The organism is Streptomyces sp. NPDC102274 (assembly GCF_044766385.1).
Taxonomy (GTDB): domain Bacteria; phylum Actinomycetota; class Actinomycetes; order Streptomycetales; family Streptomycetaceae; genus Streptomyces.
Genome location: NZ_JBIWLW010000005.1, coordinates 139739 through 161862, shown reverse-complemented (window position 1 = coordinate 161862; position 22124 = coordinate 139739). Strand labels below are relative to the sequence as shown.

General features: G+C 68.9%; 20 protein-coding genes. 11 read left to right on the top strand and 9 right to left on the bottom strand.

Features of this window, described 5'->3' with window-relative positions:
• Positions 1–175 precede the first annotated feature (175 nt).
• Both ACIRQP_RS09285 and ACIRQP_RS09280 read left to right on the top strand, forming a co-directional pair.
• Positions 176–640: a MerR family transcriptional regulator gene (locus ACIRQP_RS09285; RefSeq protein ID WP_403885810.1), complete on the top strand. Its 465-nt coding sequence runs from the start codon at positions 176–178 to the stop codon at positions 638–640.
• Positions 641–647: 7 nt separating this feature from the next.
• Positions 648–1664, top strand: coding sequence for an aldo/keto reductase (locus ACIRQP_RS09280; RefSeq protein ID WP_403885807.1), 1017 nt, complete (start codon positions 648–650; stop codon positions 1662–1664).
• Between the two features lie 34 nt (positions 1665–1698).
• On the opposite strand, the gene ACIRQP_RS09275 is transcribed toward ACIRQP_RS09280, so the two are convergent.
• From ACIRQP_RS09275 to ACIRQP_RS09245, 7 genes are all read right to left on the bottom strand, one after another.
• Positions 1699–2910, bottom strand: a complete 1212-nt coding sequence (locus ACIRQP_RS09275) for an acyltransferase (RefSeq protein WP_403885804.1) — start codon at positions 2908–2910, stop codon at positions 1699–1701.
• A complete protein-coding gene (locus tag ACIRQP_RS09270; RefSeq protein ID WP_403885802.1) occupies positions 2907–4025 on the bottom strand; it encodes an alpha/beta hydrolase in 1119 nt (372 codons plus the stop codon). Before ACIRQP_RS09270 ends, ACIRQP_RS09275 begins: the two co-directional genes overlap by 4 nt.
• 176 nt (positions 4026–4201) lie before the next feature.
• A complete protein-coding gene (locus ACIRQP_RS09265) occupies positions 4202–4888 on the bottom strand; it encodes a response regulator (RefSeq protein ID WP_403885799.1) in 687 nt (228 codons plus the stop codon).
• Complete coding sequence (locus tag ACIRQP_RS09260; protein WP_403885796.1) at positions 4885–6360, bottom strand: sensor histidine kinase; 1476 nt, start codon at positions 6358–6360, stop codon at positions 4885–4887. The genes ACIRQP_RS09265 and ACIRQP_RS09260 overlap by 4 nt, the downstream gene beginning before the upstream one ends.
• 129 nt (positions 6361–6489) lie before the next feature.
• Entirely contained in the window at positions 6490–7398 is a 909-nt protein-coding gene (locus ACIRQP_RS09255) for a DUF4429 domain-containing protein (protein ID WP_403885793.1), read from the bottom strand.
• Positions 7399–7506: 108 nt separating this feature from the next.
• Positions 7507–8712 (bottom strand): alpha/beta hydrolase, encoded by a 1206-nt coding sequence (locus ACIRQP_RS09250; RefSeq protein WP_403885790.1) that lies wholly within the window; start codon positions 8710–8712, stop codon positions 7507–7509.
• A 135-nt stretch (positions 8713–8847) separates the two neighbouring features.
• On the bottom strand, positions 8848–9525 hold the full coding sequence (locus ACIRQP_RS09245; RefSeq protein ID WP_403885787.1) for a TetR/AcrR family transcriptional regulator: 678 nt from the start codon (positions 9523–9525) through the stop codon (positions 8848–8850).
• Between the two features lie 126 nt (positions 9526–9651).
• Here ACIRQP_RS09245 and ACIRQP_RS09240 point away from each other — a divergent pair, with 126 nt between their 5' ends.
• The gene (locus ACIRQP_RS09240) at positions 9652–11259 is read left to right on the top strand and encodes an MFS transporter (protein ID WP_403885784.1); all 1608 of its coding nucleotides are present in this window, start codon (positions 9652–9654) and stop codon (positions 11257–11259) included.
• A 175-nt stretch (positions 11260–11434) separates the two neighbouring features.
• Complete coding sequence (locus ACIRQP_RS09235) at positions 11435–11809, top strand: peptidase inhibitor family I36 protein (RefSeq protein WP_403885781.1); 375 nt, start codon at positions 11435–11437, stop codon at positions 11807–11809.
• Positions 11810–11914: 105 nt separating this feature from the next.
• Here the strand turns inward: ACIRQP_RS09235 and aceE are convergent, their stop codons facing one another.
• Entirely contained in the window at positions 11915–14647 is a 2733-nt protein-coding gene (gene aceE / locus ACIRQP_RS09230) for a pyruvate dehydrogenase (acetyl-transferring), homodimeric type (RefSeq protein WP_403885778.1), read from the bottom strand.
• Between the two features lie 528 nt (positions 14648–15175).
• Here aceE and ACIRQP_RS09225 point away from each other — a divergent pair.
• The 6 genes from ACIRQP_RS09225 (at position 15176) to ACIRQP_RS09200 (ending at position 19852) form a co-directional block, all read left to right on the top strand.
• Positions 15176–15613, top strand: coding sequence for a DUF3052 domain-containing protein (locus ACIRQP_RS09225; protein WP_030352588.1), 438 nt, complete (start codon positions 15176–15178; stop codon positions 15611–15613).
• Positions 15614–15753: 140 nt separating this feature from the next.
• A complete protein-coding gene (locus ACIRQP_RS09220) occupies positions 15754–16233 on the top strand; it encodes a peroxiredoxin (RefSeq protein WP_403885776.1) in 480 nt (159 codons plus the stop codon).
• A gap of 163 nt (positions 16234–16396) precedes the next feature.
• Entirely contained in the window at positions 16397–16972 is a 576-nt protein-coding gene (locus tag ACIRQP_RS09215; protein ID WP_030352590.1) for a TerD family protein, read from the top strand.
• A gap of 213 nt (positions 16973–17185) precedes the next feature.
• Complete coding sequence (locus tag ACIRQP_RS09210; protein ID WP_403885773.1) at positions 17186–17761, top strand: TerD family protein; 576 nt, start codon at positions 17186–17188, stop codon at positions 17759–17761.
• Positions 17762–17812: 51 nt separating this feature from the next.
• Positions 17813–18952 (top strand): DUF475 domain-containing protein, encoded by a 1140-nt coding sequence (locus tag ACIRQP_RS09205; RefSeq protein ID WP_403885770.1) that lies wholly within the window; start codon positions 17813–17815, stop codon positions 18950–18952.
• Between the two features lie 159 nt (positions 18953–19111).
• Positions 19112–19852 (top strand): Tellurium resistance, encoded by a 741-nt coding sequence (locus ACIRQP_RS09200; protein ID WP_403885767.1) that lies wholly within the window; start codon positions 19112–19114, stop codon positions 19850–19852.
• Positions 19853–19878: 26 nt separating this feature from the next.
• Here ACIRQP_RS09200 and ACIRQP_RS09195 read toward each other — a convergent pair whose 3' ends face one another.
• On the bottom strand, positions 19879–20775 hold the full coding sequence (locus ACIRQP_RS09195; RefSeq protein ID WP_403885765.1) for a TerD family protein: 897 nt from the start codon (positions 20773–20775) through the stop codon (positions 19879–19881).
• 179 nt (positions 20776–20954) lie between these two features.
• Between ACIRQP_RS09195 and ACIRQP_RS09190 the strand changes: the two genes are divergently transcribed.
• The gene (locus ACIRQP_RS09190) at positions 20955–22118 is read left to right on the top strand and encodes an HpcH/HpaI aldolase/citrate lyase family protein (protein WP_403885762.1); all 1164 of its coding nucleotides are present in this window, start codon (positions 20955–20957) and stop codon (positions 22116–22118) included.
• Positions 22119–22124 lie beyond the last annotated feature (6 nt).

The following is a 22124-nucleotide window of genomic DNA, read 5'->3' as shown; positions in this document are numbered from 1 at the left end:
AGCGAGAGCATCGAACGCGTCGAGGGGGCGGGGGTACGGACACCCGCAAGGCGGCGTCGGCGGGGACCGCGGGACGTACGAGACTCATGGGGCAGGAGACTCATCCGAGGCGGCGGGAAACGCGCCGACCTTTCCGCTTGCTTCGAGTGCACTCCAAGGATCTAGCGTTGAGGGTATGACGCTGATGGAGAGCACCCCGGTACGGACGGCCCGCGTGGACGAGTGCGCGGCGGCGCCGCGCGCGCATCCGCGGCCCGACGGCGCGGCGCGCTACACGATCAGCGAGGTCGTCGCCTTCACCGGGCTCTCGGCGCACACCCTGCGCTGGTACGAGCGGATCGGCCTCATGCCGCATGTGGACCGCTCGCACACCGGCCAACGCCGTTTCAGCAACAAGGACCTGGACTGGCTCGCCTTCGTGGGGAAGCTGCGGCTCACGGGCATGCCCGTGGCGGACATGGTCCGGTACGCCGAGTTGATCAAGATCGGTGAGGACACGTTCGAGGAACGGCAGGAGCTGCTGGAGCGGACACGCCGCGACGTCCATCGGCGGATCGCGGAGCTCCAGGACACTGTCGCCGTACTCGACCACAAGATCAGCTTTTACGCGGACGCCCGCAAGGCGTCGGAGAGGGTCTGAAACCGCGATGAGTGACAGCAAGATCGAGAAGGTGCGGCTCGGTACCGGTGGCCCGGAGGTCGGTGTCCAGGGGCTCGGCTGCATGGGAATGAGCCAGTCCTACGGACCGACGGACACCGACGAGGCGCGGGCCACCCTGGAACGCGCCCTGGAGCTGGGCGTGACGTTGTACGACACGGCGGACGTCTACGGGGGCGGGGAGAACGAGAAGTTCATCGCGCCGTTCGTCCGGGCGCACCGGGACGAGATCGTCCTCGCCACCAAGTTCGCCCTGGGCGTCGACCCGGCCGACCCCACCAAGCGGACGATCCGCAATGACGCGCCCTATATCCGCCAGTGCGTCGAGGGAAGTCTGAAGCGCCTCGGCGTCGACCACATCGACCTCTACTACATGCACCGGCGCGATGTGAACGTGCCCATCGAGGAGTCGGTCGGCACGATGGCCGAGCTGGTGCGCGAGGGCAAGGTCACCCACCTCGGGCTGAGCGAGGTCACCGGCGGTGAGCTGCGGGCCGCGCAGGCCGTGCATCCGATCGTCGCCCTCCAGTCGGAGTGGTCGCTGTTCAGCCGTGACATCGAGGCCCGCGCCGTACCGGTCGCCGCCGAGCTGGGCGTCGCGCTCGTGCCGTACTCCCCGCTCGGCCGGGGCTTTCTGACCGGCGCGTTCGTCAACGCCGACCAGGAGCTGGGCGCCGACGACTTCCGCCGCCAGCAGCCCCGCTTCACCGGTGACAACGCCGCCGCGAACGCCGCGCTGCTCGACCCGGTACGCAAGATCGCCGAGGGCAGGAACGTCACCCTGGGGCAGGTCGCGCTGGCCTGGGTGCAGCAGCAGGCGGAGGTGCACGGGCTGGCCGTCGTACCGATCCCTGGGACCCGCAAGCGCAGCCGGATCGAGGAGAACACCGCCGCCACACGGCTCGTCCTCACCGAGAGCGAGCTGCGGCTGCTGGAGCCGATCGCGGGGCAGGTGGCCGGCGGCCGGTACACCGATATGTCGTTCACGTCGGCCGGCCGCGAGTAGCCGGACCGTCCGACGGCCCGCACGGGACCGGCGCTCACGCCAGGCCCAGTGCGAAGACCGCGAAGCCCGCCGCCAGCAGCCCCGCTGCCGCGCGGCGGGCCTTCGACGCGCGCGTCCCGGTCTGCCACGGGGCGTCGAAGCGGCGCGCGTAGCGCCCGATGAGGACGAGCAGCGTCGCGAAGAGCGGCATCCAGGTCAGTCGCGCCACGATCCAGCCGAGGGAGTCGGGGGAGGTCGTCAGACCGGTCACCGGCCCGAGGAAGGACGCGGGCACGGCGGCGGTCAGCATCGCCGTCTGGTGCCAGCACAGGATCGTCATCGCGCACAGGTTGATGACGACGACCGGTGCCCACAGCGCGGGCTTGCTCAGCAGCCGCCCGATCCGGTCGCGCAGCAGGATCGCCGCAGCGCTCTGCGCGGCGGCGAGGGCGAGCACCAGCAGGGACGGCGGATGCGAGTTGGTACGGGTCTCGCCGGGCACGCCGACCATCGACGCCGGGTAGTGGAAGACGATCAGCAGCGCGGCGAAGAGCAGCGTGCCGCCGACGAGCAGGGCACGCGCCCCGCGCCGGCCGATCCGGCCCTCGCCCCAGGAGACTCCGAGCTGATACGCGAACAGCCAGCCGGGCAGGATGTTCACCATGCTCAGCCAAGACGGCATGGTGTCGGCATAGGGGCCGTAGCGCAGGAAGTCGACGACGGCGACCGAGACCAGCAGGGGAGCGGCGGCCCAGCCGCCCAGCTTGTGTGCGGCGCGCACACAGTACGGGGTCAGCGCGGTGACCACCGTATAGACCCCGACGAACCACAGGGGCTGGATCACCAGCGTCGATCCGGTGCGCAGCGTCGTTTCGGGCACGCCGAGCGCGTACAGCAGGGGCATCGCCGCCGCCCAGACGGCCGTCACCCCGAGGACGGGCCTGCCGAGCCGAATCATGCGCTGCCGGAGCCAGGCGGCGGTCGTGGACGTCCTTCTGCGGTACGAGAGTACGGAGGCGTATCCGCCGACCAGGAAGAAGATGCCCAGCATCTGGAGCACCCAGCTCACCGGCGCGAAGCCGCCGAAGGTGGCGAGCGGGCTGGCGTTGTGCAGCGCGCCGTCGGCGTCCAGGGTGAAGCCGCCGAGCAGCCAGTGCCCGGTGGGTACGGCGAGCAGCGCGAGGGCGCGCAGCCCGTCGATCGCGCGGTCGCGGTGGGCGGGGGTCCGTGCCTCGATCTTCTCGATCGTTGTCGCGAGCGTCGTCATCGGACCTCTCCCTGCGTGCCCTGTCCCTGCGTGATCTGGCTCTGTGTGATCTGGTTCTGCGGGGCGCGGTCCGGCGCGATCCGGCCCTGGGCGATGGCGGCGAAGGCGCGGAGCGAGTCCGTGCCGGGAACGAAGTAGCCGGCGTGGCCCTCGGCCAGGTCGGCGGGCACCCGGCGGGCGCCGAAGGACGGGGCGGTCGGATCCTGGCCATGGCCCAGGCCCGCGATCTCGACGTGGGGGACCTTGGAGATCCAGTCGGTGGGGTCCTTGGCGGCCCAGACCCGTGCGTCGGTATGGAGGTCCGCCACACGTCCGGCCCGCATTCCAGGGGCGCCGAGCACCACGATGTCGGTGGCGTTCACTTCGGAGGCGGCGAGTCCGCACACCACGGCGCCATAGCTGTGGCAGAACAGCGCGGGCTTTTCGGCACCGGCCGCCGTGAGCCCCTGGGTGAACCGGGCCAGCCGGCCGGCCCCCGCCTCGGCGAGATCACCGGTGGCCACGTCGAGACCGATCCCGTCCGGGGTGGTGTAACCGGCCCACGCGATCACGGCGGTACGGCCGTCCGTCGCGGCCCGCAGCGCCCCGGCCATGCCGGCGGGGGTGCCGTACGGATCGTCCGCACGGTCGAAGGTCGCCGCGTCGATGCCCGAACCCGGTACGACGACGGACACATGGCGGGCGGTCGCCAGATCCCCGTACACCTCGGCGACCTGGCCCCGGCCGCGCGGGTCGAAGGCGAGGATCTGCCGGCCGGGCTCCGCGAGCCGCCCGTAGCGGGGGTCGTGCTCGGCCCGTACCGCGCGGGAGTTGGCCTCGTACCGCAGGGCGACCGGCGCCCCGTCGAGATTGCCGACGACCAGCGGATGGCGGCGGACGAGCTGTCGGCTCTGACCGGGCGTCAGCGTGGTGAAGAAGCGGGCCACTTGGGCGGGCGTGGCGCTCGCCGGGTCGGGCAGTGCCCGGCCGAGCGAGTCGTCCGCGCGCCAGGCGGCGCTTCCCATGGGCGGTCCTGTGACGGCCCGTTGACTGCTCCCGGAGGCCCAGCCCGCTGTTCCCCCGACCATGGTCGTCGCCAGTGCGGCGGCGACCAGGGTCCTCCTGTAGCGGCGCATTCCCGTCTCCTTCTTCCTGCTCGTCCCTGAGGTGGCGAGGAGGAAGGTAGGAAGAGGGTGTGTGGCCGGACGTCACACCGGGGAGCCAACTGGCCTGTCATACCGGGGTAGAGGGGGTGCCGGTCCGAGGCGGTGCCGGTGCCGGTGCCGACCCGAGGCGGGACGGAGGCCGGGGGTCAGGCGGGCGCGTCGCCCGGGGTGACCAGACCCGACTCGTACGCGAAGATCACCGCTTGCGCGCGGTCCCGCAGCGAGAGTTTCGACAGGACACGGCCGATATGGGTCTTCACCGTCTGCTCGGCGACCACGAGATGATCGGCGATCTCCTGGTTGGACAGCCCTCGGGCGATCAGTTCGAGCACCTCGGTCTCCCGGGGCGTGAGGCCGCGCAGCCGCTGCGAGGGGTCCTTGCGGCCACGGGCGGGGCGCTGCTGGGCGAAGTCCGCGATCAGCCGCCGGGTCACGGACGGCGCGAGCAGCGCCTCACCGGCCGCGACGATCCGTACCGCCGCGATGAGATCGGCCGGGGGCGCGTCCTTGAGCAGGAAGCCCGACGCCCCGGCGCGCAGCGCCTCGTAGACATAGTCGTCGACGTCGAAGGTGGTCAGCATCAGCACCTTCGGCAGATGCACCACCCCCACCGGCGGGTTGAGCAGATCGCGGGCGGCGGCGAGTCCGTCCATCTCCGGCATCCGGACGTCCATCAGGACCACGTCCGGGTGGACGGCGCGGCTCACCTCGATGCCACGGCGGCCGTCGGGTGCCTCACCCACCACATCGATATCGGCTTGCGCCGACAGCAGAGCGGCGAACCCCGCGCGCACCATGGCCTGGTCGTCGACGATGATCACGCGGATGGTCAAGGAGCGTCCTTCTGGGCCGGACCGGCCGGGCCGGTGGAGTGGGTGGAGTCGGTGGAGCCGGAGAAATCGGTGGAGCCGGTGGATTCCGTGGAGCCGACAGACGGGGCGGGCGGGGCGGGCGGACCTGATGTGGCCGATGAGGCGTTCGCGTCGGCCAGCGGGAGCCGTGCGGCGACCCGGAAGCCCCCGTCCGGCAGCGGTCCGGTGTCGAGCGTGCCGCCGGTCAACCGTACGCGCTCACGCATACCGATCAGGCCGTGGCCCGTTCCGCTGGTCTCCAGCGGCGAAGTGCGCTCGGCGCCAGGGCCGTTGATGATCAGGACGGTCAGCCAGCCGCCGTCGGAGACCACCGAGACCCGGGTCGGCGCCCCGGACGCGTGCCGCACGACATTGGCGAGCGCCTCCTGCACGATCCGGTACGCGGAGAGGTCCACGGCCGGCGGGACGGGCCCCAGCTCGGCGGGGAGCGACACCTCGGCCGGTACCCCTGCCCGTACCGTCGCCTCCACCAGCTGCTGCACCCGGTCGAGTCCGGGCTGCGGGGCGCGCTCGCTGTCCGTACCGTCGCTGCGGAGCACCGTGAGCAACCGCCGCATCTCGGTCAGGGACTCCCGCGCGCTCGCCGCGATGGTGGAGAACTCCTCACGCGCGGAGTCCGGCAGATCGTCTATCCGGTACGGCGCCGAGTCCGCCTGGACCGTGATCACCGACATGTGGTGGGCCACCACGTCGTGCAGCTCACGAGCGATACGGGCGCGCTCCTCCAGCAGTGTGCGCCGGGAGCGCTCGGCCTCGCTGATGGTCTCCTGCTCCACCAGTCTGCGCTGGGCGTCGCCCCGTTCGCGCAGCGCCGCCGTCACGACGAGGACAACGCCGCTGAGGACGAACAGCAGCAGATGGGTGCCCTCGCTGCGGTCCTGCGAGATCAGCTCGAAGAACATTCCGGCCGCACCGGTCGCCAGCCAGACCGCGAGCAGGGTACGGCGCGATTCGCGCAGCCCCAGACAGATCATCAGCGCCAGATAGCCGACGGTCACCATGGGGGTCCACGGCCAGGGGCGGCCCGAGACACCGTCCGCGCCCAGGAGCAGGATCCCGCCCATGACATCGGCGGTGAAGATGATCCACCAGGCCTGGAGGGGCCGGCTCACGGCGAGCAGCAGGGGCGCGGTCTGCGCGGTGGCCAGCGCCCCGGCCCAGCCGCCGCCCAGCCGGTAGTCCTGGATGAGGATCGTGGTGGTGGTGGGCAGCAGGCTCACGGCGAAGCCGAAGAGCACCACGTACGGTGCGAACCGCTGCCATTGCTTGGGCGCCCGCGCGAACAGAGGTTCGGTGGACTGCGCCGGCGTACGCAGCGCGCCGAAGAGAGAGCGCGCCGCGTCACGCCACAGGGTGGGGCGCGGCGGCGAGGGCGGCGACGACGGCCGGGGCGGGGCGGACGGCCGGGGCGGCGGCGGTGCTGGGGTACTCATGACCCGTTCAGCCTAAGCAGCGCCGCACGAACCGGCGTCATACCGAGGAGTCGGTCCCGACCTCATACCGCAGTATGACGTCAGGGCCCGGGGAGCGAGTATGACGTCACGGCCGGGGAGTGCGGTGGGTCACAGCTCCGCCAGCAGCTCCGCCTTCTTCGCGCTGAACTCGTCGTCCGTCACCAGGCCCGCGCGGTGCAGCTCGCCGAGATGCCGGATCCGCTCCGCCACCCCGGCCGGATCGCGGCGGGCGGGAGCCACGGCGTGCACCGGTATGGCGGCGCGGCCCGTCGCCGCCGCCTGGACCGCTTCCAGAACCGCCGCCGCGAACGGCAGCGACTCATGCACCGGTCCGTAACCCAGCCCGAAAACAACGGCCGCCGGGTCGTGGTCCGCCTGGGCGGGCTGCCGCTGCGCCGAGCCCGGTCCGTCGCGCCGCAGCAGTCGCAGATAGCCGTCGAAGAGTTCCGGGGAGCGCCACTCGACGCCCTGGAGCTCGCCGACCGGGAGACTCTGGTCGCCCGCCTTCCACTTGGCGGAGGAGGCGCCCGTCCAGAACCAGCGGAAGGACACCCGGTCCCCGTCGAAGGACGCCTTGGCGTCGTACGCCTTGAACTGGAGCGGTGGCTCCGGCGCGGTCACCAGATAGCGCTCGGCAGGCTCCTGCTCGTCCCGTATGCCGCCAATCCCGGCCCTGCGGACCCGGGCGAGCGCGGCCCGCAACTCGTCGGCGTAGTACTCGGCGAGGGTCTCGCGCTCGGCCGGCAGCACCAGCCGGTACGGATCGCCGCTCGCCTTGAGCTGCCCGGCCGCCGCCTCCGTGAGAGGGTCGGCGCCGGCTCGCGGCACAGCGTGCAGCACCACCGTCCCGCGTCTGCCGGGAGTGAGCGTCACCGATGACAACGCCTCATGGGGGATACGGCGTTCGCCCAGCGCCTGAAAGAGCTTCGGCGTCCGGATCCCCCGTTCGAAGCGGATGAGCACGGAGTCGCTTTCGAACTCCCAGGTGGCATGAATCCCCTGAAGCACATCACCCATGTGCTTCATGGTAGGCGGCGGGCGCCCGCGCGTCGCCTGCCCCAGCGAGGGAATTCTACGCGCGTCAGCTCGGAGAACCGTCTCCGCGCCGCCGCCGGCCCCCGGTTCTCAGTCAGCGCCCGGGATGCCGCTCCGACAGATGTCGGCGTCGTCCGCGCAGCTCACCGCGAGATAGGAACCCACCCCGATCTCCGCGAAGTTGTCGAGGCTCTCCGTACCCGGCTGGAAGTAGCCGGCGTGGCCGATCGCTCCGCGCGCCGAGATCACCCGTGCCCCGAAGCCCCGGGCCACCGGATCGGCGCCGTGGCCGAGACCGCCGACCGCCATGTACGGGACGTCCTGGATCCAGTCGTCACGGTCCCGCATCGCCCACACATACGCCTTGGTGTGCAGCTGCGCGGCGTTGCCGACCCGCATTCCGGGGCTGCCCGCCACCGCCACGTCCGTGACCCTGTCCGGCAGGGCGTGCGCGGCGACGCCGCACAGCACTGAGCCGTAGCTGTGGCAGAAGAGCGAGACCCGTGACGTCCCCGGCAGCGCGGCGGTCAGCGCGGTGAGCCGTACGGCACCGTCCTCCGCGAGCTTGCCGATCGCCGCGTCCACGCCGAGACCGGAGGGCGTGGTGTAGTCGGCCCAGGCGATGACGGCGGTGCGGGTGTCGGCGTCGGCGGTCCGCTCGGCGGAGTACAGCGACTCGGCCATGCCGGCCGGCGCGCTGTACCAGCGGTTGGTCCGCTCGAACGTCAGCACGTTGGTGTCGACTCCGGGGACGATGACGGAGACGCGCTCGGCGCGGTCGAGGTCGCCGAGGACCTCGGCCGCCCGGCCCTTCCCCGACGGATCGAACGCGAGGATCTGCCGGTCGTCGCCGAGCATCGACTCGTAGCGGTTCATCCGGCGGCCCGCCTGCTGCCGGCCGTCGTCGGACAGTCTCGTGTCGCGCATACGGCGCTCCTCCACCGCGCGCGCCTGCATCAGGGCCAGCCGGTTGGCGCGATAGCGAAGGGCGACCGGGGCGCCGTTGAGATTGCCCACGACCAGCGGGTACTTGGCGGCCAGCCGTTCCTGCTGCCCTCGGGTGAGGGAGGCGAAGAAGGCGGCCAGCCGCTTCGGCGACGCGTCGGGACTCGGCAGGTGACGGACGCCGATCCGGCCCCTTTCCCACGCGCTGAGGGCGAGCTTCAGGGGCTCGCCGGGACCGCGCTGGTTCGCCACGGCGGTCCAGCCGGTGGATGTCAGCATCACGAACACCACGGCGAGAGCGAGGAGAGCGCGCCATGCGTTGAGGGTGGGTGAGGAATCGAAGGAAGTCACTACCGCTCAGCCTAGGACGAGCGCGGGGGCCCGCGTGACGAGGGTGAGTCAGATCACGCGCCAAGGAGGATTGGACCGAGGGTAACCGCACCGAACGTGCAGGCGGCGTCTACGCTCCGGCGCGTCGCGGAGCTGTCATTGGGCGGGTCCGTGTTCCTTGTCGCACTCCGGCGTCCGCCAGTTCCCGGCGAGTGCGGGGCCCAAGTGGTCGAGATACGCCCTGGTGACCTCCTGGAGCGCCTCCACGCTCGCGTCCCGGCCTCGCCCCCAGATCTGACCGGTCACCCGCATGACGCCGGTGAACGAGGCGACGGCGACCCGCGGCCGTGGATCGGTGTTCACATCCAGGCCCTCGCGGTCCGCGATCAGTTGGGCGATCCCCTCCTCCAGCTCGGCGGTGCGCCGCAGATGAACGGCGATCAGGGCCGGAGTCGACTCGATCAACAGATACGTGCGCATATAGAGCTCGACCGGGACGACGGCTTCGAGCGCTTCGCTGACGGAATCCCAGGCCGACTCGACGGCGTTGCGCATCGCCTCGAACGGGGTCTCCTCGGCGGGCCGGGCGCGCAGCGAGTCGAGGAACTTGTTCTCCACCATGTCCACGACGGCGAAGGCGGCCTCCTCCTTGCTGGCGAAATAGCGGAAGAAGGTGCGCTGGGACACCTCCACGGCGTCCGTGATCTCGTCGATGGTGGTCTGTTCGTACCCCTGGGTGGTGAACAGTTCGAGCGCCACACGCACCAGGGCGTCCCGGGTACGGCGCTTCTTGCGGGCACGCAACCCGATGCTCGTGTTCTGCCCAGGGGTCAATGCAATATCCTCATTCCACCGCTTTTTACTACTTTGTGTTGGTCGGTCTAACTGTGAGCTACGTGACAGTTACTTGCTTAAGAAATGGTTTGTCAACTGTCAGCGGCTGACACTAGCATTCGCGGTATGACTAGTCAGACCACTGTCGACAAGGCGCCGCTTTCGCCGGACCCCCCGGAGCCGACGCCGACCAAGGGGCTGCGCGGCCACCCCTGGCTCACGCTGTTCTCCGTGGCGATCGGCGTCATGATGGTGGCCCTCGACGGCACCATTGTCGCGATCGCGAACCCTGCCATCCAAAAGGACCTCGGCGCCACTTTCGCCGATGTGCAGTGGATTACCAACGGCTACTTCCTCGCGCTCGCCGTGGCGCTGATCACCGCGGGCAAGCTCGGTGACCGGTTCGGTCACCGGCAGACCTTCCTCATCGGCGTCGTCGGTTTCGCCGCCGCCTCGGGGGCCATCGGGCTGTCCCACAGCATTTCCCTCGTGATCACCTTCCGGGTGCTCCAGGGGCTCTTCGGCGCTCTGCTGATGCCGGCCGCGCTCGGTCTGCTGCGCGCCACCTTCCCCGCCGAGAAGCTCAATATGGCCATCGGTATCTGGGGCATGGTCATCGGTGCCTCCACCGCGGGCGGCCCGATCCTGGGCGGCGTGCTGGTCGAGCACGTCAGCTGGCAGTCGGTCTTCTTCATCAATGTGCCGGTCGGTGTTATCGCCCTGATCGTCGGCGGGCTGATCCTGCGGGACCACCGGGCGAAGAACGCCCCGAGGTCCTTCGACATCCTCGGCATCGTGCTGCTCTCGGGTGCGATGTTCTGCCTGGTCTGGGCGATCATCAAGGCGCCGGTCTGGGGCTGGGGCGACGGCAAGACCTGGCTCTTCATGGGCGCCGCCGTGCTCTCCTTCGTGCTCTTCGCCTTCTGGGAGACGAAGGTCAAGGAACCGCTCGTACCGCTGGCGCTCTTCCGTTCCGTACCGCTCTCCGCCGGTGTGGTGCTGATGGCGCTGATGGCGATCGCCTTCCTGGGCGGCCTCTTCTTCGTCACCTTCTACCTCCAGAACGTGCACGGCATGAGCCCGGTCGACAGCGGTCTCCATCTGCTGCCGCTCACCGGCATGATGATCGTCGGCTCGCCCCTCGCGGGCATCCTGATCACCAAGGTGGGGCCGCGGATCCCGCTGGCCGGCGGCATGGCGCTGACCGCGGTCGCGATGTTCGGCATGTCCACCCTGGAGACCGGCACCGGCAGCTTCACCATGTCGATCTGGTTCGCGCTGCTCGGCCTCGGCCTGGCGCCGGTCATGGTCGGCGCGACCGAAGTCATCGTGGGCAACGCCCCGATGGAGCTGTCCGGGGTGGCCGGCGGAATCCAGCAGTCCGCCATGCAGATCGGCGGCAGCCTCGGTACGGCCGTACTCGGCGCCGTCATGGCCTCCAAGGTCTCCAACGACCTGCCCGGCAACTGGACCGGGGCCGGTCTGCCGCCGCTCACCCCCGCGCAGGCCGACCAGGCCGCCGAGGCGGTCCAGGTCGGGGTGGCTCCGGTACCGCCGAACACCCCCGCCGCGGTCGCCGAGAAGATCACGGGCATCGCGCACGACACCTTCATGTCGGGCATGGGTCTGGCTTGTCTCGTCGCGGCCGGTGTCGCGGTCGTGGCGGTCTTCGTCGCCCTGCTGACGAAGCGCGGCAGCAACGCGGACGCCGCGGGCGGAGGGGTGCACATCTGACGTCAGCCCCTGGCTGACCCGACGTCAACTCAGCGCCCGCGACAGCCCCGCCGGAAGGTTCCGGCGGGGCTGTCGCCTATCCGGGTGGACGCTGCCGTATCCCCTTCCCGTGGCCAAGCGCCGCAGGTCAGAGTGTGGTTGACCGATTTCGCACCACACACGGGGACCGATCCACATGCGCAAGACCACCCTCACAGCCATGTCCGTCGGGGCGCTCGCCGTCGCCGCCCTGCTGCCGGCGACCGTCGCCGAGGCGGTGCCGCCACGCCTCGGGGAGTGCGCCACCGGCGAGTTGTGCCTCTGGCCGAAGGAGGACTTCCTGGGCGCGCGGCAGACGTACGAGCTGTCGGGCACCGATATCGACAGCTGTGTACCGCTCCCTGCGGGCACCAGCGCGCAGTCACTGGCCAACCGCACAGGGCGGAACGTGACCACCTATCAGTCCGCCGAGTGCGCGGAGACGGCGGAGTTCGAGACGTATCCGGGCAAGGGCAGCTGGATGCCGCGGTCGCCCTACCGGGTACGGGCCTTCAAGATCTGGGAGCGCTGACCGGACCGCGGAAACCGGACCGCGAAAAGCTGGAGGGCGGCGGAACCCATGGGTCCCGCCGCCCTCCTCATGCCTCACGCGTCCTGCCTCACGCGCGACGAGCCGTCAGGCGTCGCCGCCTGCCGCGCCCGGGTCCGCCGCCGCGGCGTCGAGCAGCTGGTAGCGGTCCACCGCCTGCTTCAGCACCGAACGGTCGACCTTGCCCTCCTTGGCCAGCTCGGTGAGCACGCTGAGCACGATCGACTGCGCGTCGATGTGGAAGAAGCGACGGGCCGCGCCGCGCGTGTCCGCGAAGCCGAAGCCGTCCGCGCCCAGCGACTGGTACGTGCCCGGCACCCAGCGCGCGATCTGGTCCGGCACCGATCGCATCCAGTCGGAGACCGCCACGAACGGCCCCTCGGCGCCGGACAGCTTCTGGGTCACATACGGGACGCGCTGGTCCTCCTCCGGGTGCAGCAGATTGTGCCGCTCCACCTCGACGGCCTCTCGGCGCAGCTCGTTCCAGGACGTCGCCGACCAGACATCGGCCCGTACGTTCCACTCCTCGGCGAGGATCCGCTGGGCCTCCAGCGCCCAGGGCACCGCCACGCCGGACGCCATGATCTGGGCCGGGATCGAGCCCCACTCGCCGCGCTTGTAGCGGTGGATCCCCTTGAGGATGCCCTCCACGTCCACGTCGGCGGGCTCGGCGGGGTGCTGGATCGGCTCGTTGTAGACGGTGAGGTAGTAGAAGATGTCCTCGCTGTCGGGGCCGTACATCCGGCGCAGACCGTCCTGGACGATATGCGCGATCTCGAAGCCGTAGGCGGGGTCGTACGCCACACAGCCCGGGTTGGTCGAAGCCAGCAGATGCGAATGGCCGTCCGCGTGCTGAAGTCCCTCACCGGTCAGGGTCGTACGTCCGGCGGTCGCGCCCAGTACGAACCCGCGCGCGAGCTGGTCGGCCATCTGCCAGAACTGATCGCCGGTGCGCTGGAAACCGAACATCGAGTAGAAGACATAGACCGGGATCAGCGGCTCGCCATGCGTGGCGTACGCCGAGCCCGCCGCGATGAGCGAGGCCGTACAGCCCGCCTCGGAGATGCCGTCGTGCAGCATCTGGCCGGTCGGCGACTCCTTGTACGCGAGCAGCAGCTCACGGTCCACGGACTCGTACTGCTGGCCCAGCGGGTTGTAGATCTTGGCGCTCGGGAAGAACGAGTCCATACCGAACGTGCGGTACTCGTCCGGGGCGATCAGCACGAAGCGCCTGCCGATCTCCTTGTCCCGCATCAAGTCCTTGAGCAGCCGGACGAACGCCATGGTGGTGGCGATCGACTGCTGGCCCGAGCCCTTCTTCACCGCTGCGTAAGTCTGGTCCCCGGGCAGATTCAGCGGCTTCGCCCGTACGAGCCGGGTCGGTACGTACCCGCCCAGCGACTTGCGGCGGTCGTGCATGTACTGGATCTCTTCCGAGTCCCGGCCGGGGTGGTAGTACGGCGGCGCGCCGTCCTCCAGCTCCCTGTCCGCGATCGGCAGATGCAGCCGGTCACGGAAGCCCTTGAGGTCGGAGACCGTCAGCTTCTTCATCTGGTGGGTCGCGTTGCGGCCCTCGAAGTTCGGCCCCAGCGTCCAGCCCTTGACGGTCTGCGCCAGGATCACGGTCGGCTGGCCCTTGTGGGCCTTGGCCGCCGCGTACGCCGCGTAGACCTTCCTGTGGTCGTGGCCGCCGCGGCCCAGATGCAGGATCTGGTCGTCGGTCATGTTCTCGACCATGGCGCGCAGCCGCTGGTCGTCGCCGAAGAAGTGTTCACGGATGTACGCGCCGGTCTCGGTGGCGTACGTCTGGAATTGCCCGTCCGGCGTGGTGTTCAGCCGGTTGACCAGGACGCCGTCCCTGTCCTGCGCGAGCAGCGGGTCCCAGGAGCGGTCCCAGACCAGCTTGATGACATTCCAGCCGGCGCCGCGGAACTGCGACTCCAGCTCCTGGATGATCTTGCCGTTGCCGCGCACCGGACCGTCGAGACGCTGGAGATTGCAGTTCACGACGAAGGTCAGATTGTCCAGGCCCTCACGGGCGGCGATGGACAGCTGGCCCAGCGACTCGGGCTCGTCCATCTCACCGTCGCCGAGGTACGCCCAGACATGCGAGGAGGAGGTGTCGGCGATGCCGCGCGCCTCCATGTAGCGGTTCATCCGGGCCTGGTAGATCGCGCCGAGGGGGCCGAGGCCCATCGAGACGGTCGGGAACTCCCAGAAGTCCGGCATCAGCCGCGGGTGCGGATAGCTGGACAGCCCGTACGGAGCCTTCGACTTCTCCTGGCGGAACGCGTCGAGCTGCGTCTCGCTCAGCCGGTCGAGCAGGAAGGCACGGGCGTAGATACCGGGGGAGGCATGGCCCTGGAAGAAGATCTGGTCGCCGCCGTCACCGCCGTCCTTGCCCCGGAAGAAGTGGTTGAAGCCCACGTCGTAGAGGGAGGCGGAGGAGGCGAAGGTGGCGATATGGCCGCCGACGCCGATCCCCGGGCGCTGCGCGCGCGACACCATCACGGCCGCGTTCCAGCGGGTCGCGTTGAGGATCTTGCGTTCGATCTCCTCGTTGCCGGGGAAGAACGGCTCGTCCTTGGTGGCGATGGTGTTGACGTAGTCCGAGCTGCGCATCTCCGGCACAGCCACACGCTTCTCGCGTGCGCGCTCGATCAGCCGAAGCATCAGATAACGGGCGCGCTCACGGCCGCGCTCGTCGACAGCGGCGTCGAGCGAGTCGAGCCACTCCTGGGTCTCTTCGGGATCAAAGTCCGGGACCTGGCTGGGAAGGCCGCCAATGATGATCGGGTTGCGATCGGATCCGGAAGCCACGCTTGTCCTTCGCTGTTTGGGTCGTATCGTGCCCTGCACGCGATCGTTGCGGTGCACGCCGTCGGGTTACTGCTGATACGCGGGCCCGGGATCCGGGGTGTCTCACCGGAGCCCCCGGGGCACGGGCACGTACGCCGCCTCCATCGTGTACCGCGGCGGCGGAAACGTCATCTCTACCGAGGGGTAACCCGTACTTCGCGGGAAAATACCGCGTCCGAGTACGGCTTCCACAGCGGTCAAATCGCAACCTTACGCCCACTCCGTCCATGTGTTTCGTTCGGTCGTTCGGACCTGATTGACGTACCGAAACGGCATAACATGGCAGAAGATGAGAAAACGTACGGCCTGTGTCGCAGGGTGCGAGGTCGAAGTGACAGGAGATGCGACGAAGGAGCCCGGAACGTCACCGTTTCGGCGGTCTCGGCGGCCGGGTACTTGCGCGATCCGCCCCGCCCGTGTGGACAATGGCCAATGCCCCGCGTACGCGCGGCCGAAGCATTTATCCGAAACATGATCAGGAGGCAATCCGTGAGCGCGACCGCGGACCACGCGGAGGAACGAACCAACCTCGCCGCACGGCTTGGGTTCGAACCCGGACAGGTGGTCCAGGAGCTCGGCTACGACGACGACGTCGACCAGGAGCTCCGCGAGTCCATCGAGGCCGTCATCGGCCAGGACCTTGTCGACGAGGACTACGACGACGTGGCCGACGCCGTCGTCCTGTGGTTCCGTGACGAGGACGGCGACCTTACGGACGCGCTGGTGGACGCCATCGGTTTGATCGAAGACGGCGGAGTGGTCTGGCTGCTGACGCCCAAGACCGGCCGTGACGGCTACGTCGAACCGAGCGACATCAGTGAGGCGGCCCAGACCTCGGGCCTGTCCCAGACCAAGAGCGTGAGCGCCGGCAAGGACTGGACCGGCGGCCGTCTCGTCACCCCCAAGGCGGCGAAGACCAAGCGCTGACTCCGAGCGCCGAGCGCGCAAGACGCAGCAGCCGACAGCAGCAGCCTTGAGGGCCCCCGCCGACTCCGATCGGCGGGGGCCCCGTGCGTAGGCTGGTCGGGAGACAGTCAGAGTCACAGCCTTCGAAAGGACGTGCATCCATGGCGATCGAGGTCGGCGCCCCAGCCCCGGACTTCGAACTGAGGGACAACCACGGACGGACCGTGCGACTGTCCGATTTCCGCCGTTCCGAGGACGGTGCGGACGGTGGCAAGAACGTGGTGCTGCTCTTCTACCCCTTCGCCTTCACCGGTGTGTGCACCGGTGAGCTGTGCGCCCTGCGCGACGAGCTCCCCTCGTTCGTCAACGAGGACACCCAGCTGCTCGCCGTCTCGAACGACTCCATCCACACTCTGCGCGTCTTCGGCGAGCAGGAGGGTCTGGAGTACCCGCTGCTGTCGGACTTCTGGCCGCATGGCGCGGTCTCGCGCGCGTACGGCGTCTTCGACGAGGAGAAGGGGTGCGCGGTGCGCGGGACCTTCATCATCGACAAGCACGGCATCGTGCGCTGGACGGTCGTCAACGATCTGCCGGACGCCAGGGACCTCGACGAGTACGTCAAGGCGCTCGCCGCGCTCTGACCGGTCCGTGGAATCCGGACCGGACCCCCGAAATCGCACAGCAACGGGGAACCGGTCACTAGGATCCAGTCGTTGATCCGATGCCAACGCCTCAGGGGACGCGCGACCCGCGGCGACAGCCGCCGAGCCGGCCGCCGGCCCCGAGAAACCAAAGGGAGGACTCGTGGGAGTCAGCCTCAGCAAGGGCGGAAACGTCTCGCTGACCAAGGCCGCGCCCAACCTGACCGCGGTCACCGTGGGTCTGGGCTGGGACGTCCGTACGACCACCGGCAGTGACTTCGACCTCGACGCCAGCGCCCTGCTGACGAACGCCGAGGGCAAGGTCGCCGTCGACGGGAACTTCATCTTCTTCAACAACCTCAAGAGCCCCGACGGATCCGTCGAGCACACCGGTGACAACCTCACCGGTGAGGGCGAGGGGGACGACGAGGCGATCAAGGTCAATCTGGCCGCGGTCCCCGCCGATGTGGAGAAGATCGTATTCCCCGTCTCGATCTACGAGGCGGAGAGCCGCCAGCAGTCCTTCGGTCAGGTGCGCAACGCGTTCATCCGCGTGGTCAACCAGGCCGACAACAATGAACTCGCCCGGTACGACCTGAGCGAGGACGCCTCGACGGAGACCGCCATGGTCTTCGGCGAGCTGTACCGCAATGGCGCGGAGTGGAAGTTCCGCGCCATCGGTCAGGGGTATGCCTCGGGTCTGCGTGGTATCGCGCAGGACTTCGGCGTCAACGTCTGATCTGCCGGGCCCTGTCCTCACCGGACAGCGGCTGGGTATCTTCGAGCACGGCGCCGCACGCTCCTGTGCGGCGCCGTACGCGTCTCGCATCAGCCGTACGCGTCTCGCATCAGTACGGAGGCGAGCCGCATGAACAGGGTTTGAACGGGCAGGACGTCAGGCGCGTCTTGCCTGCAGGACGGCAGCACATCATTTCGGGGAGGACTCACCATCATGGGCGTCACACTCGCCAAGGGAGGCAATGTCTCCCTCTCCAAGGCCGCACCCAACCTCACCCAGGTGTTGGTAGGGCTCGGCTGGGACGCGCGCTCCACCACCGGAGCCGACTTCGACCTCGACGCCAGCGCGCTTCTCTGTCAGTCGGGCCGCGTGCTCGGCGACGAATGGTTCATCTTCTACAACAATCTGACCAGCCCGGAAGGATCCGTTGAGCACACCGGTGACAATCTGACCGGTGAGGGCGAGGGCGACGACGAATCCCTGTTGGTCGACCTCTCCAAGGTGCCTGCTCACTGCGACAAGATCGTCTTTCCTGTCTCGATCCATGACGCGGACAATCGCGGTCAGACGTTCGGGCAGGTCAGCAACGCCTTCATTCGAGTGGCCAACCAGGCCGACGGTCAGGAGCTCGCTCGCTACGACCTCAGCGAGGACGCCTCCACCGAAACCGCGATGATCTTCGGCGAGCTCTACCGCTATGGCGCCGAGTGGAAGTTCAGGGCCGTGGGACAGGGGTACGCGTCGGGGCTGAGGGGCATCGCTCTAGACTTCGGGGTCAACGTTTCGTAAAGCAGTGCGCTGCGCGGGGGAAATCCCGTTAATCACCAGATGGGGTAGCCAGTGATCCTGAAAACCTTCGGCTGGTCGTTCGCCATCACGGCGGCCGGCCTCGCCTTCGCGGCTTGGCAGTGGGGGTGGGAGGCGTTCGGGATCGTACTGATCCTGTCCGTCCTTGAGATCTCGCTGTCCTTCGACAACGCGGTTGTCAACGCCGGGGTCCTGAAGAAGATGAATGCCTTCTGGCAGAAGATCTTCCTCACTGTCGGCATCCTCATCGCGGTGTTCGGTATGCGACTGGTGTTCCCCGTCGTGATCGTCGCCATCAGCGCCAAGGTCGGGCCCATCGAGGCCGTCCAGATCGCACTGGACAACCCCGACCGGTACGAAGCCCTGGTCACCGACGCCCACCCGGGCATCGCCGCCTTCGGTGGAATGTTCCTGCTGATGATCTTCCTCGACTTCATCTTCGAGGAGCGGGACATCAAGTGGCTGGGCTGGCTGGAGCGCCCGCTGGCCAAGCTCGGCAAGGTCGACATGCTGTCGGTCTGCGTCGCGCTGATCGTGCTGCTCATCACCGCGCTGACGTTCGCCACCCACGCCCACACCAGCACCGGCTACCAGGACAAGTCGGCCACCGTACTGCTCGCCGGGGTCGCCGGTCTGGTCACGTACCTCGTCGTCGGCGGTCTCTCGGGCTTCTTCGAGAACCGGCTGGAGGAGCAGGAGGAGCAGGAGCACGAAGCGGAGGAGAAGGCCAAGGCCGAGGGCAAGCAGGTCTCCGCGATCGGTCTCGCAGGCAAGGCCGCGTTCTTCCTCTTCCTCTACCTGGAGGTCCTGGACGCGTCCTTCTCCTTCGACGGTGTCATCGGTGCCTTCGCCATCACGAACCAGATCTTCTGGATGGCGCTGGGCCTCGGTATCGGCGCGATGTACGTACGTTCGCTCACGGTCTACCTGGTCCGCCAGGGAACCCTGGACGACTACGTCTACCTGGAGCACGGCGCGCACTACGCGATCGGCGCGCTCGCCGCGATCCTGCTGATCACCATCGAGCACTCGATCAACGAGATCATCACCGGTCTGATCGGCGTGCTTCTCATCGCCGCCTCCTTCTGGTCCTCGGTACGCCGTAACAAGGCGGTAGAGGCCGAAGAGGGCGACAAGGACGCCGACGACGACAAGGCAGCACTCCAGGTCTGAGCCGGTGCTCCGGTGAGCCTTTGGTGAGCCGGTCCTCCGGAGGGTGACGCGGAGGGTAATCAGGGAACGCTCTGAACGGGGCGACCGAGAGGCGCAAGCCTGCGGCCGCCCCGTTCTTCCATGTGAAGTTGGCGAGTTGACGACAGGGGTGGGGTGGGCATGGCCTTCTGGGACAACCTGTGGCAGGGACAAAGGGCAACGCAATTCGATTCGGGCAACGCCGCGTCCAACTCCATCGAGCTGACCAAGCGGAGGCCGACGGTCTCGCTCACCAAACAGGGAGCGGCCACCGGAAATCTGCGGGTGAACCTCTCCTGGCAGATGCGCACCTCCGACATCGAGGGACGCTCCAGGCAGAGCGGGCGGCTGCTGGCGAATCCCCTCAAGCTCTTCAAGCCCGAGGTGGTGCAGGCCCATACGCAGGGCATGGTCAACGTGGACCTCGACCTCGGCTGCATGTATGAGCTGACCGACGGCAGCAAGGGCGTGGTCCAGCCGCTGGGCAACTTCCTCGGGGATCTGAACGATCCGCCGTACGTCAAACTCAGCGGCGACGACCGGTTCGGTGCCGCCTCGGGCGAGACCGTCTATGTCAATCTCGATCACCGCGAGTCGATCAAGCGGCTGCTGTTCTTCGTCTACATCTACGACCAGACGCCCGCCTTCGACCGCACGCGCGCGCATGTGACGCTCTACCCGAGCAATGGCCCGCGCATTGAGATCGATCTCGACGAGCACGCGCCGCAGGCCCGCTCCTGCGCGGTGTTCTCGGTGGAGAACGTCAAGGACGACCTGGTGGTGCGGCGCGAGGTGAAGTTCGTCTACGGCTTCCAGGCGGAGCTGGACCGGCTGTACGGCTGGGGGCTCCAGTGGGGGCGTGGCTACAAGACGAAGACCTGAACCGGCCCCCGTGGCCGCACCGGCTTCTACGGGCGGATGAACTGCGGCCCCATGGGGGGCAGCCGGAAGTTCGGATCGGGGGCGGGTGCGGCGGCCGCGGCCGGCTGCGGATAGCCGTACGCCGGCCGCGGGGACGACACGGGCTGGGGATAGCCGTACGGCGGCTGGGCCGACGGCAGGGGAGGCTGCGGATACCCGTACGCGGGCTGCGCGACCGGCTGGGCGGGAGGCAGCGGCGGAGGCGGCGGCAGCTGCCTCCCGGCGGCCACCGTGGGGCCCTCGGAGGCCGCGGCGACGGTGCGGTCCTCGGGGGCCGCGGCCACCGTGGGGCCCACGGAGGACCCGGGCGCCGCGTCCGCGGCGGCCTCTTCCGTCTCGTCCACCAGAATGCCGAACGCGGTGGCCAGACCGTCCAGACCGGTCGGATATCCCTGCCCCACCGCCCGGAATTTCCAGCTGCCCCCGCGCCGGTACAGCTCGCCGCAGATGATCGCGGTCTCCTCGCCGGTCTCCGGCCGGACTTCGAAGACGGCCAGCGGCTCGCCGTCGGCCGCGGCCGCGTCGTAGAGCAGGATCCGCAGATCGGTCACATGCTGGAAGCTGGCGCCGTCCGAGGAGGCGGCGAGCACCACCTGGTCGACCGAGGGGTCGAGCGCCGAGAGATTGGCCTCGACGGTATCGGTCAGCTCGTCTCCGACCTGTTTCTTGGGCAGCCGCCGCACCAGCCCGGAGGGATGGCGCGGCTGGTTGTAGAAGACGAAGTCCTCATCGGAACGGACCCGGCCGCTGTGCCCGAGCAGCAGGGCGGAGATGTCCACATCGGGAACCCCCGTACCCGGGGACCAGCGCAGCACGGCTCGTACGGCCATGGCATCGAGGGGGACGTTCGAGCCCTTGAGCATCGCGTGCGTCATACCTGTCATCCTGCCTTCCCGCCGCCCGCGAGGACAACGCGGGCCCAGATCCGCTCCGTCCGGGCCATGGACGAGAACCGGACGAGTAACCAGGATTTCATGTATCGGGGGAACTCTTGACACTCACCCATACGTACTATTACCGGCCACATGACCGACGGGCCATCTCGGCAGTACGGGGGATTCACATGCGTCATTTCGGGCATATCCCGACCGCTGCTCGGCAGGCACTGTTCCATCAGGAGCCGTGCGAGTTCACCGCGGACTCGCCCGCCAGGTTGCTCGCGGCCGCTCTGGGGGCCACGCTCTACAGCCCGGCCACCCGGCCGCGGCTCGCCGACGACGTGCTGAAGCAGGCCGGGCGCGGAGTCGTCTCCATGGTGCTCTGCCTGGAGGATTCCATCCATGACGCCGAGGTCGAGGACGCCGAGACCAATCTGGTCCGGCAGTTCGCCGACCTCGCCGAGCGGGGCGTCGCCACCCCGCTGCTCTTCATTCGCGTACGTGCGCCAGGACAGATATCCGACCTGGTCGGGCGCCTGGGTGACTCGATCCGGCTGTTGTCCGGATTCGTACTCCCCAAGTTCACCGAGGAGCGTGGGACGGCCTTCCTGGAGGCGCTCATGGAGGCGGAGAGCGCCTGTGGCCGCACGCTGTACGCCATGCCGGTACTCGAATCGCCCGAGCTGCTGCATCTGGAGACCAGGACCCGGACGCTCACCGGCATCGCGACCGCCGTCGACAAGTACCGCGACCGCGTACTCGCGCTGCGACTGGGCGTGACCGACTTCTGCTCGGCGTACGGCCTGCGCCGGTCGCCCGATATGACGGCGTACGACGTGAGCATCGTGGCCGGCGTTATCGCGGACGTGGTGAACGTGCTCGGACGTGCCGATGGATCGGGCTTCACGATCACCGGCCCGGTCTGGGAGTACTTCCGGCTCCAGGAGCGCATGTTCAAGCCCCAGCTCCGGCGCAGCCCGTTCCTTGAGGGCCGGGCCGAGGAACTGCGTACCGCCCTGATCGAGCACGACCTCGACGGGCTGCTGCGCGAGATCGAGCTGGACCGGGCCAACGGGCTGCTCGGCAAGACCTGTATCCACCCCTCCCATGTCCCGCCGGTCCACGCACTCTCCGTGGTCAGCCATGAGGAGTTCAGTGATGCCCGGGACATCCTGCGGCCGGAGCGCGACGGTGGCGGGGTGCTGCGCTCCGCGTACACGAACAAGATGAATGAGGTGAAGCCCCACCGCGCCTGGGCCGAGCGCACCCTTCTGCGGGCCGAGGTCTTCGGCGTCGCCCGGGAGGACATCGGCTTCGTGGACCTGCTCACCGCCGGTCTCGCCGCGTGAGCGTCT